Source organism: Lactobacillus equicursoris DSM 19284 = JCM 14600 = CIP 110162 (genome assembly GCF_001434815.1).
GTDB lineage: Bacteria > Bacillota > Bacilli > Lactobacillales > Lactobacillaceae > Lactobacillus > Lactobacillus equicursoris.
Genome location: NZ_AZDU01000038.1, coordinates 1 through 15317, shown reverse-complemented (window position 1 = coordinate 15317; position 15317 = coordinate 1). Strand labels below are relative to the sequence as shown.

The 15317-nt window shown below is 50.3% G+C and carries 14 protein-coding genes and 2 tRNA genes; 1 reads left to right on the top strand and 15 read right to left on the bottom strand.

Translation table 11 applies throughout. From position 1 onward, the window contains the following. Positions 1 to 178 precede the first annotated feature (178 nt). From nadE to FC20_RS07350, 9 genes are all read right to left on the bottom strand, one after another. Entirely contained in the window at positions 179 to 1006 is an 828-nt protein-coding gene (nadE, locus tag FC20_RS07390; RefSeq protein ID WP_008460698.1) for an ammonia-dependent NAD(+) synthetase, read from the bottom strand. 113 nt (positions 1007 to 1119) lie between these two features. Next, positions 1120 to 1821 (bottom strand): glycosyltransferase family 32 protein, encoded by a 702-nt coding sequence (locus FC20_RS07385; RefSeq protein ID WP_008460699.1) that lies wholly within the window; start codon positions 1819 to 1821, stop codon positions 1120 to 1122. Between the two features lie 7 nt (positions 1822 to 1828). Next, a complete protein-coding gene (locus FC20_RS07380) occupies positions 1829 to 2932 on the bottom strand; it encodes a glycosyltransferase (protein WP_008460701.1) in 1104 nt (367 codons plus the stop codon). Positions 2933 to 2946: 14 nt separating this feature from the next. After that, on the bottom strand, positions 2947 to 3672 hold the full coding sequence (locus tag FC20_RS07375; protein ID WP_008460703.1) for a WecB/TagA/CpsF family glycosyltransferase: 726 nt from the start codon (positions 3670 to 3672) through the stop codon (positions 2947 to 2949). Between the two features lie 4 nt (positions 3673 to 3676). Then, a complete protein-coding gene (locus FC20_RS07370) occupies positions 3677 to 5110 on the bottom strand; it encodes an oligosaccharide flippase family protein (protein WP_008460705.1) in 1434 nt (477 codons plus the stop codon). After that, on the bottom strand, positions 5107 to 6264 hold the full coding sequence (locus FC20_RS07365) for a CDP-glycerol--glycerophosphate glycerophosphotransferase (RefSeq protein ID WP_008460707.1): 1158 nt from the start codon (positions 6262 to 6264) through the stop codon (positions 5107 to 5109). Before FC20_RS07365 ends, FC20_RS07370 begins: the two co-directional genes overlap by 4 nt. Positions 6265 to 6344: 80 nt before the next feature. Next, positions 6345 to 7046 carry a GntR family transcriptional regulator gene (locus FC20_RS07360; protein WP_008460709.1) on the bottom strand — a complete coding sequence of 234 codons (702 nt, stop codon included), beginning with the start codon at positions 7044 to 7046 and terminating at the stop codon, positions 6345 to 6347. A gap of 72 nt (positions 7047 to 7118) precedes the next feature. After that, entirely contained in the window at positions 7119 to 8126 is a 1008-nt protein-coding gene (locus FC20_RS07355) for a hypothetical protein (RefSeq protein ID WP_008460712.1), read from the bottom strand. Positions 8127 to 8135: 9 nt separating this feature from the next. Continuing rightward, on the bottom strand, positions 8136 to 9248 hold the full coding sequence (locus tag FC20_RS07350) for a hypothetical protein (protein WP_008460714.1): 1113 nt from the start codon (positions 9246 to 9248) through the stop codon (positions 8136 to 8138). Between the two features lie 112 nt (positions 9249 to 9360). On the opposite strand from FC20_RS07350, the gene FC20_RS07345 reads away from it, so the two are divergent. Continuing rightward, positions 9361 to 9660 carry a rhodanese-like domain-containing protein gene (locus tag FC20_RS07345; RefSeq protein WP_008460716.1) on the top strand — a complete coding sequence of 100 codons (300 nt, stop codon included), beginning with the start codon at positions 9361 to 9363 and terminating at the stop codon, positions 9658 to 9660. Positions 9661 to 9721: 61 nt separating this feature from the next. Here FC20_RS07345 and FC20_RS10665 read toward each other — a convergent pair whose 3' ends face one another. The 6 genes from FC20_RS10665 to FC20_RS07320 all read right to left on the bottom strand — a co-directional run bounded on the left by FC20_RS10665 (position 9722) and on the right by FC20_RS07320 (position 14947). After that, complete coding sequence (locus FC20_RS10665) at positions 9722 to 9874, bottom strand: hypothetical protein (RefSeq protein ID WP_008460718.1); 153 nt, start codon at positions 9872 to 9874, stop codon at positions 9722 to 9724. 460 nt (positions 9875 to 10334) lie between these two features. Continuing rightward, positions 10335 to 11948, bottom strand: a complete 1614-nt coding sequence (locus FC20_RS07340; RefSeq protein ID WP_008460719.1) for a peptide ABC transporter substrate-binding protein — start codon at positions 11946 to 11948, stop codon at positions 10335 to 10337. Positions 11949 to 12201: 253 nt separating this feature from the next. Next, positions 12202 to 12273: transfer RNA gene (locus tag FC20_RS07335), tRNA-Gln, on the bottom strand. A 5-nt stretch (positions 12274 to 12278) separates the two neighbouring features. Further along, a tRNA-Tyr gene (locus tag FC20_RS07330) sits at positions 12279 to 12360 on the bottom strand. A 363-nt stretch (positions 12361 to 12723) separates the two neighbouring features. After that, positions 12724 to 13779 carry a PTS sugar transporter subunit IIC gene (locus FC20_RS07325; protein ID WP_008460723.1) on the bottom strand — a complete coding sequence of 352 codons (1056 nt, stop codon included), beginning with the start codon at positions 13777 to 13779 and terminating at the stop codon, positions 12724 to 12726. Beyond that, entirely contained in the window at positions 13766 to 14947 is a 1182-nt protein-coding gene (locus FC20_RS07320; protein WP_201779614.1) for an aminotransferase class I/II-fold pyridoxal phosphate-dependent enzyme, read from the bottom strand. Before FC20_RS07320 ends, FC20_RS07325 begins: the two co-directional genes overlap by 14 nt. Positions 14948 to 15317 lie beyond the last annotated feature (370 nt).

Below are 15317 nucleotides of genomic sequence, written 5' to 3'. Positions count from 1 at the left end.
CAACCCGGTTGACATACTTTGGGGGCAATTTCCAGCAAAAATCGGACCGGTTGACATACTTTGGGGGCAAATCCATACAAAATCCGATCTGGTTGACATACTTTGGGGGCCACGCAACACCACGCACCCCACAACGGCCAAGCAAAAAGGCGGCCCACCGGGGCCGCCCTTCTTAACTTTACTTTTTATAAAAATCATCAAAAATCGTGACTGGCAAGTGGCGCTTGTGCTCGCTCTTCTTCCACAGCTTCTCGATCTGTTCCGCTGCAGCATCGCTCACTTCCCGACCTTCCAGGTAGTCGTCGACTTCGTTGTAGGTCACGCCTAGCGCCTCTTCATCTGGCAAGTCTGGCTTTTCTTCTTCCAGGTCGGCCGTTGGCGCCTTCAAGTACAGGTGCTCTGGGCAGCCGAGTTCCTTCAGCAGCGCCTTGCCCTGCCGCTTGTCCAAGCGGAACAATGGCGTGAGGTCAGCAGCACCGTCACCGTACTTGGTGTAAAAGCCGCTGAAGTTTTCTGCCGCGTGATCAGTCCCGACAACCGCACCATTGTTGGCGCCGGCGATGGCGTATTGCACTACCATTCTTTCCCGGGCCTTGATGTTGCCCTTGTTAAAGTCGGTGATCGCAACGCCCGTGTCTTCCAGAGTCTTCACCACGGCATCAACGCCGGACTTAATGTTTTCGATCAAGTCGACGTCTGGCTTGATGAAGTCAACGGCGTCTTGGGCGTCAGCGGCATCATTTTGCACGCCATATGGCAGGCGGACAGCGATAAACTTGTAGTCTTCCCCAGTTTCTTCCCGCATTTCACTGATGGCCATTTGGCAGAGCTTGCCCGTCAAAGTGGAGTCTTGCCCGCCGGAAATGCCCAAAACGTAGCTCTTCAAGAAGGGGTTGGCCTTCAAGTAGCCCTTCAAGAAATCAATGGTCTTGCGGATTTCTTCCTTCGGGTCGATTTCTGGTAAAACATGTTCATATTCAACGATCTTCTTTTGCAGATCTCTCATTTGCTGCCTCGCAATTCTAGTTTTGATATAAAAATTATCTCTGCCCTTTATTATAACCAAAATTGGTCTACTTAGTTTTCAGAAAATGTCTTTCAGGCTTTTTTCTTAAAAAATTAACGTCTAAAGGCCTGATAGTAAATTTTCGCACGTTTTTGACTGGTAATATGTAATTTTAAAAAGGTCACCAGGTCGTGCTTAAAGGAATTTTTCCCTTCCAGCCAGGTACCGGTAAAGAGGTGGATGGACAAAGAATCCGGCGACGGGTTGCATAAAATTCCGTCTGGGTAAACGTGCAGACCATCCTTCAGGACCTGGTCAAAATTCCCCTTCTTCAGGCCGTACTTGTCCACCGCGATGTCGGTCACCGACAAGGAGTTGACCCCGGCCAGCTGGTCGCCCTGGTCAAAAGTGAAGTCCAGATCATCGTAGTAGTGCAAAATGTCGCTGGCCAAGGGGTGGCCCTTTTCGCAGCCGATAATGGCGGCTGACAGGTAATCGTTATTTTCAAAGCCGATAAAGGCCCGGTCGCTGAGCAAGTTGTCAAAGGAATCTAGGACCATCACGTCGGTATCCAGGTAGATCCCGCCCATGTCGTAGAGGGCCTTGGCCCGGACGTAGTCGGACACGAAGGCCCACTTTTTGGCCTGGTAGGCCTGCTCCACGTAGCGGTTGGCATGCAAATCGATCTTGTCTTCGTTCCATTCGATGATCTGGTAGTCCGGCAAGCGCTTTTGCCAAGAGGCGATGCACTTTTGAATCACCTTGGACTTGGGCGCCCCGCCCACCCAGACATAGTGGATAATTTTGGGAATCATAATTTTTCTAACCCTTTTTTGAATCTAGCGCCGCCTCATAGGCGGTCACAATGTCAGCCAGCTGCTGGTCGAGGGAAAAATGATGGCTGGCGTAGGCCTTCTCTTTTTCCGCCATAGCTAGGCGGTCTCCTTTTGGCATTTGGCAAAAAGTATTCAAGCCCGCCGCCAGCGCCGCCGCATCCCCAACCGGCACGATCCGCCCGCAGCTTGCATCCGGAATCAGGGCCGCTACGCCGCCCACGTCCGTGGTCAAAAGCGGCAGCAGGTTATCTGCTGCTTCCAGCAAGACCAGCGGGAAGCTTTCAGAATAAGAGCTGAGCACCGCTAAATCCATAGTCTGGTAGAGCTGCTTAATTTCTTTTTGCGGCAAAAAACCGTGGAAGACCACCTGCTGGTCTAGCCCCAGCTGCTTGGTCAAGTCGCGCAAGTGTTCTTCTTCGCTCCCCGCACCCACCAGGTGCAAGACCAGCTGCGGATCGGCCGCCTTTTTCACGGCTCGCAAGAGCAGGTCCTGGCCCTTAACTTTTTCAAAGCGGCCAACGTTGACAATATTAAAGCCTTCGTGCAGCTTTTTAGGCAAAAGCAGGGCATTATCGGTAAAGTTCAGGCCGTTGTAGATTACGGCGATCCGCTGGGGATCGACGCCGTCGGCCGTCAGGATCTTTTCAAAGCGCTGGGTGATGGCGAAGACCAGGTCTGCCTGGCGGATGGCCCGCAGGTTCAACTTGGTAAACAGGGCGCCGGCCGCCCCCCGACCCGCAAAGTCAATGGCAGGATCAGAGTGGACGGTCACTGCCCACAGACAGGGCAAGGACTTATGGATCAAGCTGACAAAAAGGTTGGCCCGGGCCCCGTGGGTGTGGACCACATCATAGCCGCCTTTTAGGATAAAAGCCTTCAGCCGCTTGGGCAGACTCAGGTCATACCGACTGGCCTTGCCCAAGGTCGTCACCTTGATCCCGCGCTTTCTGGCAGCTTCGGCCACTGGCCCGTCGGCAAAGGTCAAGAGCTCAAAGTTTTCCTGGACTCCTTTGGCCTTTTCCAAAAGGCTGACGATGTGGGTCAAGCCGCCGCCCACTTCCAGGCCCGCGTTAATATGCAGTACTTTCATGTGCTCAGCCCGTCCTATTTCTTCTTGCTCTTTTTGACTTCAACCACGAACTTTGGCAAAACCATCATCCGGCCAATCCGGGTCGGCTCTTTTAAAAGGCGGTAAAACCACTCTAGATGCGCATCCTGGAAGGCTTTAGGCGCCCGTTTGGCCATGCCGGAGAAGACATCAAAGCTGCCGCCAACCCCCATCATGGTGGCTTGAAGCCCCTCTTCTCTTAAAATGGCCAGCAGCCGCTCTTGCTTAGGGAAGCCCAGGGCCGCAAAGACCAGGTCGGGCTGAGTCGCCTTAATCCGGCTGGCCACTGTTTCTAGGGAATCCTTGAAATAGCCGTCCTCGCAGCCAACAAGGTCGATGTCTGGGTACTCGCTCTTAACCTTTTTTTCCACGGCCTGAATGACTTCGGGCTTGGCCCCAATCAGGTAGACCCGGAGCTTGTCTTGATTCGCCGTGTCCAAAAACCAGGTAAAGAGGTCGTAGCCGGTCACCCGCTCTGGCAGGCGCTTGCCCAGCATCCGGGCGGCCTTGACGATGCCGATCCCATCGGCGGTCACGTAGTCGGCCACATTGTTGATGATCTCGCGGTAGCTAGGGTCGTCTTTGGCCGTCATCACGATTTCTGGATTGGCGGTCACGATCAAGGTGGACTGGCGCTTTTTTAACCGGTCTAAAAATTTCGCCTCGAATTCGCTCAGGCTGTACTTGTCAAAGCCGACGCCTAAGATGTTGATTTTTACCATGGTCTCACGCTTTCTTGAAAAACTTTTTTAAAACGGCCACAAGGTCTTGGTTCAGGTCAAACTTAACCAGCCAGATGATCAGGGCGTAAACCGCCATGATCACCAAAGACTTGACCGTCATGTTGATAAAGGCACTCGGGATGGCCGGGAAGGGCCAGAATAGCCCCAGAGCCAGGCAGACCGCCATGGCCAAGAAGCATTTGGGAATCTCGCCAAAAGTCTCCTTAAAATTGTAGGCATCCCGGACGATGTAGCAGCGCAAAAAGAGCACGACGAGTTCCGTAATCAAGATGGCTGCTGTCGCCCCCGCCGCGGCATAAGGCCGGTCCAAGAGGCAGCTCAGGATTAATTCTAAGCCCGCCCCAATGGTGACCGGAATGGCGTAGTCCTTGTCTCTTTGGTTGGCCAGGGCGTACTGGTTGGCAAAAACGCCTCCCATCGGGATCATGATGATGGTCAGGGTGAAGAAGAACATCAAGGGCGTCATCGGGATATACTTTTTGCCAAAGAAAAACGGCACGAATTCCTTGGTGTTGACCATGACGATCACGGCAAAAAGGGTCCCAAGCAGGGTCGTCGCTTCGAGAGACTTTTTCATGACCTTCTTTTGCTCGGTCTGCCCCTGGATGGCCATCTGCGGCATGATGACCAGGGAAATGCTGGTGATCACGCCGAGGAGCATGTTGGAGATCCGCTGGGAATTATCGTAAAAAGAAACCTGGGCCGTATTTTGGAAAAGGCCCAAGATCGGCTTGTCTAAAGACGTATAAATCTGGGTTGCGATCTGCGGAATCATCAAGGTCAGGATGGCCTTTTTGGTCTCGGTAAAGTGGTAAAAATGCCAAGTTGGCTTGCCCACGTATTCCCGGATTCGCAGCCAAAAGACGAAAGAACCCAGCATGGTAGAAATCGACATGATCAAAAAATACTTCCAAAGGTCGCCGGGACTTTTGACCAAGATCAAGATGAAGACCACGCTGGTGATCTTGACGATCGTATTTCTGAGCACCACCCGGCCAAAGTCGGCCAGGCCCTGGAAGAACCAAGAGATGTCAAATTGGGCCGACACCAAATACGGCAGCATCAAGAGATACCACTGCCAGTACTTGACCCGAAACAGGAGGCAGACCAAGACCGTTAAGGCAATCGTGGCCAAGCCGCCCAAAAATTGGAAGTACCACAGGCCCCAAAAAGCCCGGGTCAGCTCGCCCTTAACCCGCTGATTGCGGGCTTTTGAAATCGACCGCACCCCGATATTGGTGAGCGACAAGACGCAGAAGATCATCAAGAACTGGACGGTGTTGTTGACGCTGGAGTAAATGCCATAAGTCGTTGGCCCCAAGACCCTTGACAGGTAAGGAACCGTGATCAGGGGCACCAGGACCAAAAAGATCTGGTAAACGGCATTGTAAAAAATATTTAGCAGTGTTCTTTTCAATAGCTTCCCTCACTTAAAAAGGCGTAAATTTGCTCGCAGGCTTGTCCCCCATCAACCGGGTCCACCAGGTTCAGCCACTCCTGGCGCTTATCGGCAAAGCGGTCAGCCTTGCCAATTTTTGCCAAAAATTCAGCCTGGCTGGCGACTTTTTCCCCAGGGACAATCTCGCCATAAGGCCCCAGTAAAAAGCCCCGCGTTTGTTCATACTGGGCCAGGCAGTTGGTGACAAAGTAAAGCGGCTTGTTCAGGTGCAGGTAGTCAAAGTAGATGGAGGAAAAGTCGGTCATCAAGAAGTCCGTGGCACCCAGGATCTCATACAAATCAAGTTCCCGGTCAAAGAGGTCGGAATTGTTCAAAAAGGCGATGTGGCTGGCCTCTAAGTGGAAATCCTTAAACAGCTTCATCTCCCACGGGTGGAGCTTGACCAGGAGGTAGATGCCTTTTTTGGTTAGTTCCTGGTCTAATTTTTCTAAATCAAAGTCGCTGAAGGCAAAAAAGTTGCCACTGGCAATCCGGTCCATGATTTGGGGGTCATCCAGTTCATAGCGGAAGGTGGGCACGTAGATGCCGACTTGAACCTTTTTTCCAGCTATTTCAGCTGGATCCAGGTTGAAAAATTCTCTTAAAAGATAGTCACGGTCATATTTATTTTCCAATAGCGCATCGATCCGGGGGAAGCCCAGCTTTTGGTACTTGCCACCCTCGATCCCCATGCAGGCACTCATGAGCGACTCATAAAGGTCCGAGCTGGAGGTCACGGCATCGACCTTTTGCCATAAGCGCTCGTTGCGCCGGTTGTCCCGGCGTTTGGTATTGTGGGCCATGGTCCCCATCCGCTTCAAGGGAATCCCGTGCCAAAAGGCGAAGTTGACCTGGCTCTTCCGTACCTTAAAGGGCTGGTGGGTGGTCAAGACATACTTGGCTCGGCCGATTTTTTGCCAGTCAGACCAAGGCAGGTGCGACGATGGCCAGGGCTCAATCAAGTAAGCCGTGACTTCGGGGTGCTCTTTTTTCAAATACCGATAAAAAAGATAGCCATTTGAGCCCGACCGGCCGGCCCCGTTCAAGATGACGAAGCAGTTAGGATCTTCTTTTTGCAGGCTGGCCAGGAACTTCATCATCGCCAGGTACAATCTAAACAAAAAAGTTTTCATTAAAAGACTTCCTTTTACAGATTCAAGAATTGCTTTATGTCTATTTTAGCAAACAAAGCAAAAAAGCGGGGCCCTCCCCGCTACTTGCTAAACGTAAATTCAAATCTTTCGCCCACATAAGAGGCTCTGGTGTATTCAAAAACCCGGCCATCAGCTAATTTAGTTACTTGCCGGCGCGTAATTAAGGCCTCGCCCTTCTTGCAGTTAAGTAGGCGCGCCTCTTCTTCATTGGCAATGGCGGCGCTGATATATTCAGTCGCATCCCCAATCTGGTAGCCGCCCTGCTTTTCCAGGGTCTGGTAGAGGTGGGCCGACACGGCTTCTTTAGAAAAAGGCTTGATCAAGTCTTCTGGCACCGTCACAATTTCGTGGCAAATCGGCACATCGTCGGCGTAGCGAATCCGCTCCATCCGCAAGACCATATCGTCTTCCTTGATCTCCAGCTTCTCTTTTTCTGATAAAGATGGCCGGGTGACCTTATAGGAAACCAATTTGCTGGACGGCGTGTGGCCATTGGCCTTGGTGATTTCGGTAAAGGACATGATCCCGGACATCTTTTCCTGGACCTTCTGATTAGCCACATAGGTCCCGCTGCCCAGGCGTCTTTCCAAAATTCCTTCTTCTTCTAGGGTCTTAATGGCTTGCCGCAGGGTCATCCGGGAGACCTTGAAGTGTTCGGCCAGCTGGCGTTCAGCCGGTATCCGGTCGCCGACCTTGTAGACATGATTTTCAATGTCCTGCCGCAGCTGGTTGTGAATCTTAATATACATTGGTTCTGGCATGATTTTTCCCCCATGTAGATGTTAGTCAAACTAAGTTAAATCTTAATTAAATTCTATAGCATTTGACCACATTTAGACAAGCTTACTTTTGATACCAGTAATCTTGACCAGCCCCTCAGTCGCATCCTTCACCTCTAAGACCTGGTCAGCCTCTGCTAAAAAGTTGCCCCGGATGCCAGCAGAATCACGCACAGTCAGCTGGGCCTTGGGGTTTTCCAAGAGGCAGTCGGCCAGCTGGACCTGGGCTTTCCCAGCTAGTTCCAGATCCATTTTGAAAAAGGTCCGGATCAAGGACAGGCGGCTGGACCCATTGGCCTTAACTTCATCCACATGGCAGTTGGCCAGCTGGCAGTCGCTGAACATGGCCTGAAAAAGATCTATCCGGCTGTTTAAGAGGTTGCCTTGCCCGCTGACAATTTGGACCAAGTCGCTGCGAGAATTCAGCACATGGATGTCGCCGCGAACTGAAGACAGAATCTTAAAGCTGGATTCGGCGGCTTCTAAAGTCGAGCTGCCTAGGTAGACCTCGCTAGCACTGACTTGGTCAAAGTAAAGTAAAAAATCGCCCTGGTCCAATTTAAAGTCCTGCCCGACCACGCCGCTAAGATTCAGCTGCCCGCTGCCATCAGCCTTGATCGCCGTCTTGCCGGTAAAAGTCGTATCGCTAATCTGGGCAAACTTAGCGCCGCCCTCAGCCAGATCTAATCCCCCACCCTCAAAGCGGCAGGAGTAGCTTTCAAAGTTCAGGTCGCCGTGGGCGATGATGCCGGTCTGACTGCTTTTAATGATGCAGTTTCTGAGCGACAAATAAGGATTGTCCTGGTTTAAAACCTCGATGGCTTCTTCGCCCTCCAGGGTTAGGTTTTCCAAGGTGAGGTAGCGGCCAAGCAAGAGCAAATTGCCCTTTAAGACCGTCATTTCTGGGCTAGATCCCGTTCCTTTTAAGACCACGTCACCTAGGTCCAGTCCTGGCAAAAAGTACTCGCCTGGGCTCAGCAAGAGGACGTCGTCTTTTTGGATTCCCGTAATTGCTCGGTCAAAAGGCGTTTGGTCAGCCGCAACTTTTACAATTCTTGCCAATTCAGCCTCCTATTCCTTTAACGCCGTCCACTTAATGCCAAGCAGAGATATGTTCTCAGGCTTTTGGCACTTAATCTCAAGGGGCTGACCCTGGTGGTAGAGGGCATTAGCCTTGAGAAGGGCCTGGTCTTCGACCAAGGCAGTCGACGCATTCGGCTCAAAAAGCAGGTTGCGGCCAGTGAGCTGAGCAGAATCAACCAGGTAAACAAAGTACTGGTAGTCGCCATTGCTCTTAAAGGTCACCAACTGGCAGTCAGCTGAGCTGGTCCCTTCCAGGCTGGTCGTAGCCTCGATCACCACGTTGGTCAAGGTCATCCTTGCTTCATCTCTAGCCTGCAGGCTGTAGAGCTCAGAATTTTGGATTAAGACCCGGGCGCGCTCAGCCAGGCAGAACTGGCCAAAGAAGTCGCTGCTGACAATGTTCAGCCAGCAGTCGCCCCGGGCATAGAGGCTGTATTCTGGCTGAACGATCTGGCTGTTTAGCAAATTCAGCCAGGTCCGGCCGGTCAGGTTCAGGCAGCCAACTTCTGAATTGTTGATGTCGAGCTCAATATTGCAGCTGTCAAAGCTAGTGATGGCGCCGGCTAGACGGGAGTTGTTGATGATGGCCGTCCCCTCCCCTTCAAAGGAGATAGCGCCAAAGTCGTCAGAGGCAAAGTCTAAGTCGCAGTCAGCCATTTCCAAGCGGAAGCTGGACGTGGCAAAAAAGGAAATGGACCCACCCGTCAACCGGGTAGAAAAGAGGAAAACGCTGGCTTGACCGTTAATAGCCAGGGTCGTGATCTTGCTGTTATTTCCTTTTAAAACGCAGTTGCGGAAGATCAAGTAACTATTGGCATCTTCTGGCAGGTCGATGGTGTTGGTCTCGCCGTAAGGCTCTAAGTAGAGGTTTTCAAAGCAGACCCGGCCGCTGTTTGGCCCAATGCGAAAAAAGCTCCGAATCCGAGTGTCTTCCGGATTGGCGCCCAGGCCCTGGATGGTAATGTCCTCAATCACCTTGCCCCGCGGCCAGTCATAATAGCCCGGCTCCAGCATCAGGTAGTCGCCCGGGGTGAGGTCCAGCATGGCCCGGTGCCAGGTAACTTCCCCGCCGCCAGTGCCAACTTTGATGTATCGCGTCATGAATTTCAGCTCCTAGTAGAAAACTAACTTCTATTGTACTAGCAATTACGATAAAATAGGTAGAACACGCTTATTTTTAAGCAAGAAAATGTGAGAGGATCAAAGTTTAAAGATGAAAGAGATTACGACTAAAGAGCTGGCAGACTTGCTGGCAACTAAGGATATTAAGTTAATCGATATCCGCACGCCAATCGAATACCTGGCTGGCCACATCAAGGAAGCCAAGAACTTTCCTTTAGAAGAGATCGAATCTTTTGACCTGCCAAAAAGTGACCGCTACTACCTGATCTGCCGGTCCGGCAACCGGTCAGGGCAAGCCGCGGCCATTTTGAGCCAGAAGGGCTACACAGACCTGGTCAACGTCCAAGGCGGGATGCTGGACTGGGACGGCGCAACGATTAACGACTTATAAAGTAAAAAGGCCAAGACTTCCCAAAAGAAGTTCTTGGTCTTTTTTGATATTACTCTAAAAATTAGCAGTTTATACTTTCGCTTTGACCAGCTTCAGTGATGGCAAACTTAGCCTTTTGGCTGGTCTTGGCGGTCACTTCAAAGTTGCCCTTCTTGCCAGTCAAAGTCAAGGACTTGGTCTTAGCGACGTACTTGGTCTTGATTGAGCTGATCATCGTCTTCTTAGCAGCATAGCCACGCCGCCAAACAAGGCCAAAGCAGATGCAGCAACGATTAAATTCTTCTTTAACAATAATATCCTCCTGTATTCCTATCTAATAACTTTCTATCTTTATCTTAGGCGGAATCATTTTCAATATCATTTCTAGTTTTTATAAAATTATCAACCGCAGCATATAAATATAGAAACTTTTTTGACAAAAATCTCGGCTAACGAGATTTTTGTCAAAAAAGGCCGTGGCTAACTAAGGTTGGGGGAATCCTTCTCCCAAAAATGCCGTGGCTAACTAAAGTTGGGGGAATCGATCTCCCAAAAAGGCCATGGCTAACTAAGGTTGGGGGAATCCTTCTCCAAAAAAAGCCATGGCTACCCACAAAGCAATGACCCAAAATCGCCGTGGCTACGGAGAACCCACCCACCAAAAAACGCGCCCCCCAAGGGAGAGCGCGCACTAATTATTTAATTTGAACGTCCCAGTAGTAAGCTACCGTGCCGTATGGTGACAGTCTGAAGCCCTTCACCTTGCTGTTTAAAAGGTATGATACCCCAGCCTGGTAAAGCGGCGCCGTGAAGGCGTCCTTTTGGACCAGCTGCTTTTCAGCCGCAACCAGAGCCGCCTGTCTTTTGGCTGGCTGAGTTGCATAAGTTGTCTTAGCCAGGTTGATCTGCTTCCAGAAGTTCTTGTTCTTGTAGTCAGTTTCCAGGTTGAACAAACCACCGATAGTCAGGTAGTCGATTGGGTCCTGGAAGCTTGGCTGCCAAGTCCCGTAAACCATGTCAAACTTGTGGGCAGTGGTGTCGGCCAAACGCGACTTCAGCGGAATTGACCGCAATTTTACCGTCAGGCCTGGCAGGTTCTTCATCAAGTCGCTTTGGATGTATTCCCCTACCCGCTTAGAAGCGTCCATGTCACTGGTCAAAAGTTCAATAGTGATCTTGGACTTGCCCAGCTGCTTTTTAGCCTTAGCCCATTCAGCCTTAGCTTCTGCCAAGTCATAGCCAGCCAGCTTACCAGCGCTGGTCCGGTAGTCCTTGCCATTTGCGTCATAGATAAAGCCGCTGGCCACCAAGCCGGTTGCAGCCTTACCAGAGTGCAGGACCGTCTTAACCAGTTGAGCCCGGTTGATGCCCAAACTGATTGCCCGGCGGACGTGGACATTGCCGGTAGTCTTGCGCTTCAAGTTGAAGACCATGTAGCCGTTAGTAGGCGTGGTCTTGCTGTGGTAGTCCTTGTTCTTTTGGTACTGCTTGACGTAATCGCTGTCTACTGGTGCGTAGTCCAAGTCGCCGGCCTTGTATAAGTTGAGGCCAGTTGACGTGGTCTTGATCACCTGGTAGTTGAGCTTGGTCAGGTGCACGCTCTCAGCGTTCCAGTAAGTCTTGTTCTTAACCAAAGTCCACTTGATGCTCGAGCCGGTCCAGCCGGTCACCTTGAATGGCCCGTTGTAAACCAGCCTGCTGGAACTAGTCCCGTAGCTTGAGCCCTGCTTTTTAACAACCTTGTTGTCTTGTGGGTAGAACTGTGCCCCAGTCAGCAGGTCTGGCAGGTAGGAAATTGGATTTTCCAAGGTCACTTGCAGCTTGTACTTGCCCAAGGCCTTGATACCCAAAGTCGACACAGCCTTCTTCCCGGCAGTGATCTTGGTCCCGTTCTTGATCACTTGGTAGCTGTCGCTGTCTAAGGAGTTGTTCTTTGGGTCCACCGTCCGCCGCCAGGCCGTCACGTAGTCTTGCGCCGTTACCGCATCCCCGTTTGACCACTTAGCGTATTTTCTCAAGGTAAAAGTGTACACCTTTTGGTCCTTGGACCGGGAAACCGCCGTTGCCCCAGCCAGCTTGGCCTGCCCCTTAGAGTTGAAGCGGTACAAGCCTTCCATGGAGTTTTGCAGGATTTCAGAACTAGTGGTGTCGCCGTACTTAGAGGAGTCCAGCGTTGAGATTTCACTGGTCACAGCGGTGTTCATCACCTGCTTTTCGCTGGAGTTGGTCGAGCTCTTTTGCCCGCATGCTGCCAAAAAGAGGGCTGCACCGGCTAACAAGGTGATAGAAGCAATTTTCTTTTTTTGCACTTTTCGCGCCTTCCTATACTTACAATGTTTAAACAGACTTACATATATACTTTATTAGATTAACTTACAAAAAGTAACTCGAAATATATTAGTAGTATAGCAGGCTCTTTCAGAAATGTACAATTTTTTGTTATAATTCCAGTAATTTTCTTGAAAAAGAAAGTTGCAGATGAAAAAATAGTATAAAAAGTAAAAAAAGAAAAGCACCTGCAATGCAGATGCTTTCTTTCGGGTTGGGTGTTCGTTTGAACAATTGCGTTAGCTGGATTCGAACCAGCGCATGACGGTACCAAAAAACGTTGCCTTACCACTTGGCTATAACGCAATCAATGGAGGAAAGTGGATTCGAACCACCGAACTCAGAGAGAGCGGTTTTACAGACCGCCGCGTTTAGCCACTTCGCTATTCCTCCGTTGAAGTACTCTATTATCTTAGCGAAAATTTACAAGTCTTGCAAGTCCTTTTGGCAAGTTTTTTTATTTTTTACCGGTAAAAGTTTAAAAGAATGGTCAATCTTAGTATTAAGGACTGCATAATCAAAGTAAAAACGAAAAGGCATTAACATGAAAGCCCAAAAAGCCTATAAAATCTACAACTACGATTCCCGCATCTTCTTGGATCCAGACCTAGCCACCACTTACCCCGACCTCGATCCTGATTGAGAGCACTAAAAAGCTCACTAGCCTGGCTAGTGAGCTTTTCAAATGAACTATTATTAAAAATGAACTACTATCTAAACTCTTTTTTACAAAACTACAATTACAATTCCTACCAACTAAACCGCAATCCGCAGATCTTCAACACTAGCAAAGTGAGTCCGGTCGATGAAAATCCACTTCATGAGGAAGCCCAGAGCTACTGGGTAAACGACGTAGAGAACCGTCAGCAGGAGGATGCTGGCTGCACCTGGCGTCATCTTGGCGTAAGCTGCCAGCGGCCCGATCAAGCCGCTGAAGCCGAAGCCGGCTGAATTCGGCGTCCCTTGAATGTTGAAGATGGCTGCCAGCAAACCAGAAATCCCTGAGGAAACTAAAACTGGAATGAACAATTTAGGCTTTTCCAAAATGTTGGCCATTTGGATCTTTGGCGTGCCGATGAAGTGGGCCAAGGTGGTCCCCATACCGTTGACGCTGTAGCTCATGATGGCCAGGGTGTAAGCTGCCCCCGTGATGCCCAGGTTGGCAGCACCAGACGCAACGCCGGACAAGCCGATGGCTACCCCGATCCCGACTGAGGAAATTTGGGAAACGATCATTGCGGCGAAAGACATCCCAATCAAGACGCTCATCAGTAATGGCTGCAGCTTGGTGAAGGTCATGACGATCGTCCCAATCAAGGTGGTGATCATCTTGACGTAGGACAAAGTCAAGGTTCCCAGCCCCCCGCCGATCAGCAAGACCACGATCGGCATCAAGATGGTGGTGTATGAACCCAGCCGCTTGCCGACCAGCTTAACCACCAGAATCGCGATGGTGACGGTCACCCCGATGTTGATGACATCACCGGTCCCGGCTACAGTGATCACACCGTTTTTAAAAGTTATGGCACCAGAACCAATCATGGAGGCAGCGGCTACTGAACACATTTCCACCATGGACATGCGGAAGAGGTAAGCTGCACAAAAGCCCGCCATGGCGGCCAAGAGACTTTGGGTGAAAGTCGTAATGTTAATGACCATTTGGGCAAAAGTTGGCATCACGCCTAAGAGAGCCTTCATCAGTTGCCCGAGCAGGGCCGCTGGCACCAAGGCCGCGATGACGCCCATGCTGATCCCGTTTAAAATGTTTAACGTGCCTTCTTTAATGGCAGATTGTTTTTTACTTTGATCCATTAGTTTCGTCCTCAATAAATTTCTTAATTCGGATTACGCCTTCTTTAATATCGTCTAAGGCAGTGGCGTATGAGAAGCGGAGCCACCCTTGCCCGCCCTTGGCAAACCAGGAACCGGCACAAACGCCGACCTTGGCCTTGTCGCAGAGCTCGTAGACGAATTCCGTATCGTTTTGATTCAGCCCTTCTGGGATCTTGGCCCAGATATAGAAGGCCCCTTGCGGCTTGATCACGTCAAAGCCCAGGTCAGTTAAGGCATCGTAGAGGTAGTCTCTTCTTTCCTTAAAGGCGGCCTTCATTCTTTCAGCATCTTCATCCCCATTTTTAAAAGCTTCCTCAGCTGCATCCTGCATTGGGGTTGGCTCGGTCGTGGTGATGAATTGGTGAACCTTGGCCAGCTGCTCAGTCAGCTCGCTCGGCGCCGCCATGATCCCGATCCGGTAGCCGGTCATGGCCCAGGACTTGGAAACCCCGTTTAAGACGATGGCCTGGTCCCGGATAGCCTTGGCCATGGAAGCGTGCTCTTGGTCGTAGTTGAGCTCGCTGTAGATTTCATCGCACAGGGCAAAGGTTGGCCGGCCCTTAATGACTTCCGCTAAGGCATTCAGTTCTTCTTGGCTATACATGACGCCGGTTGGGTTGGTCGGATAGTTCATGACCAGAACTCTCAAGCGGTCGCCATATTCATCAACTGCAGCTTGCAGCTGTTCAGGGGTCAGCTTAAAACCGGTACTGGACGTATCGATTTGGACCACTTCCGCTTTTTCCAATGCGGCGTCAGCAATGTAAAGCGGGAAGATTGGGGCTGGCAGGACTACTACGTCGCCGGGGTTGATAATAGCGGACATGACCGTATAGATGGCCTCGGTTGCGCCGTTAGTGACGATGATTTCGTCTGGGCTATATTCCATGTCATACCGTCTCTTTAAAAAGTCGCTGGCAGCTTTTTTCAGGCCTGGTGTCCCGTTTGACGGTGCATAGTGGGAGTGGTTGTCCACGATCCCCTTGATGGCGGCTGTCTTGATGTGGTCAGGAGTATTAAAATCAGGTTCCCCAACAGTAAACTTCACAACGCCTGGGTATTGGCTGCTATACTTGGCAAAGTTCAAAATGGCGGACGTCTTAACTTCGGCAACGCCCTTCTTAAAGTGCTCGGTTAAATCCATGATTTAATCCTCCTAGAAAATCAAAAATAAAACAAAAAATCGGGAATCTTGGCGATCCCCGATTAAAACAAAGTCTGGTTATGGAGCCTTGAAACGCGGATCTTGATTTCCTGCCGTTTCAAAACAATGTTAAGAAAACTCTTATTATTGAAACTGCAGATGCATGTTTTTTGAAAACTTGCACCTACAGATGCAAGTTAGTCCCAATAATAAAAGCTAAAGAAGCTAGTAGTCTTGATGGTTAAAACTGACATTGTTCTTGTTCCTTTCTCAACATTTGATGGTTTAACTATATCTTAGAAAGAAATTAAAGTCAACACCTTTTCATTAATTTTCTTCCCAATGTGTTTAACAAGTGATAATGTCTTAAGTA

Bases quoted from the DNA above. Each gene is read 5' to 3' on its own strand.
- nadE (WP_008460698.1), bottom strand. From the start codon at position 1,006: ATGAGAGATCTGCAAAAGAAGATCGTTGAATATGAACATGTTTTACCA.
- FC20_RS07385 (WP_008460699.1), bottom strand. From the start codon at position 1,821: ATGATTCCCAAAATTATCCACTATGTCTGGGTGGGCGGGGCGCCCAAG.
- FC20_RS07380 (WP_008460701.1), bottom strand. From the start codon at position 2,932: ATGAAAGTACTGCATATTAACGCGGGCCTGGAAGTGGGCGGCGGCTTG.
- FC20_RS07375 (WP_008460703.1), bottom strand. From the start codon at position 3,672: ATGGTAAAAATCAACATCTTAGGCGTCGGCTTTGACAAGTACAGCCTG.
- FC20_RS07365 (WP_008460707.1), bottom strand. From the start codon at position 6,264: ATGAAAACTTTTTTGTTTAGATTGTACCTGGCGATGATGAAGTTCCTG.
- FC20_RS07360 (WP_008460709.1), bottom strand. From the start codon at position 7,046: ATGCCAGAACCAATGTATATTAAGATTCACAACCAGCTGCGGCAGGAC.
- FC20_RS07350 (WP_008460714.1), bottom strand. From the start codon at position 9,248: ATGACGCGATACATCAAAGTTGGCACTGGCGGCGGGGAAGTTACCTGG.
- FC20_RS07345 (WP_008460716.1), top strand. From the start codon at position 9,361: ATGAAAGAGATTACGACTAAAGAGCTGGCAGACTTGCTGGCAACTAAG.
- FC20_RS10665 (WP_008460718.1), bottom strand. From the start codon at position 9,874: ATGATCAGCTCAATCAAGACCAAGTACGTCGCTAAGACCAAGTCCTTG.
- FC20_RS07325 (WP_008460723.1), bottom strand. From the start codon at position 13,779: ATGGATCAAAGTAAAAAACAATCTGCCATTAAAGAAGGCACGTTAAAC.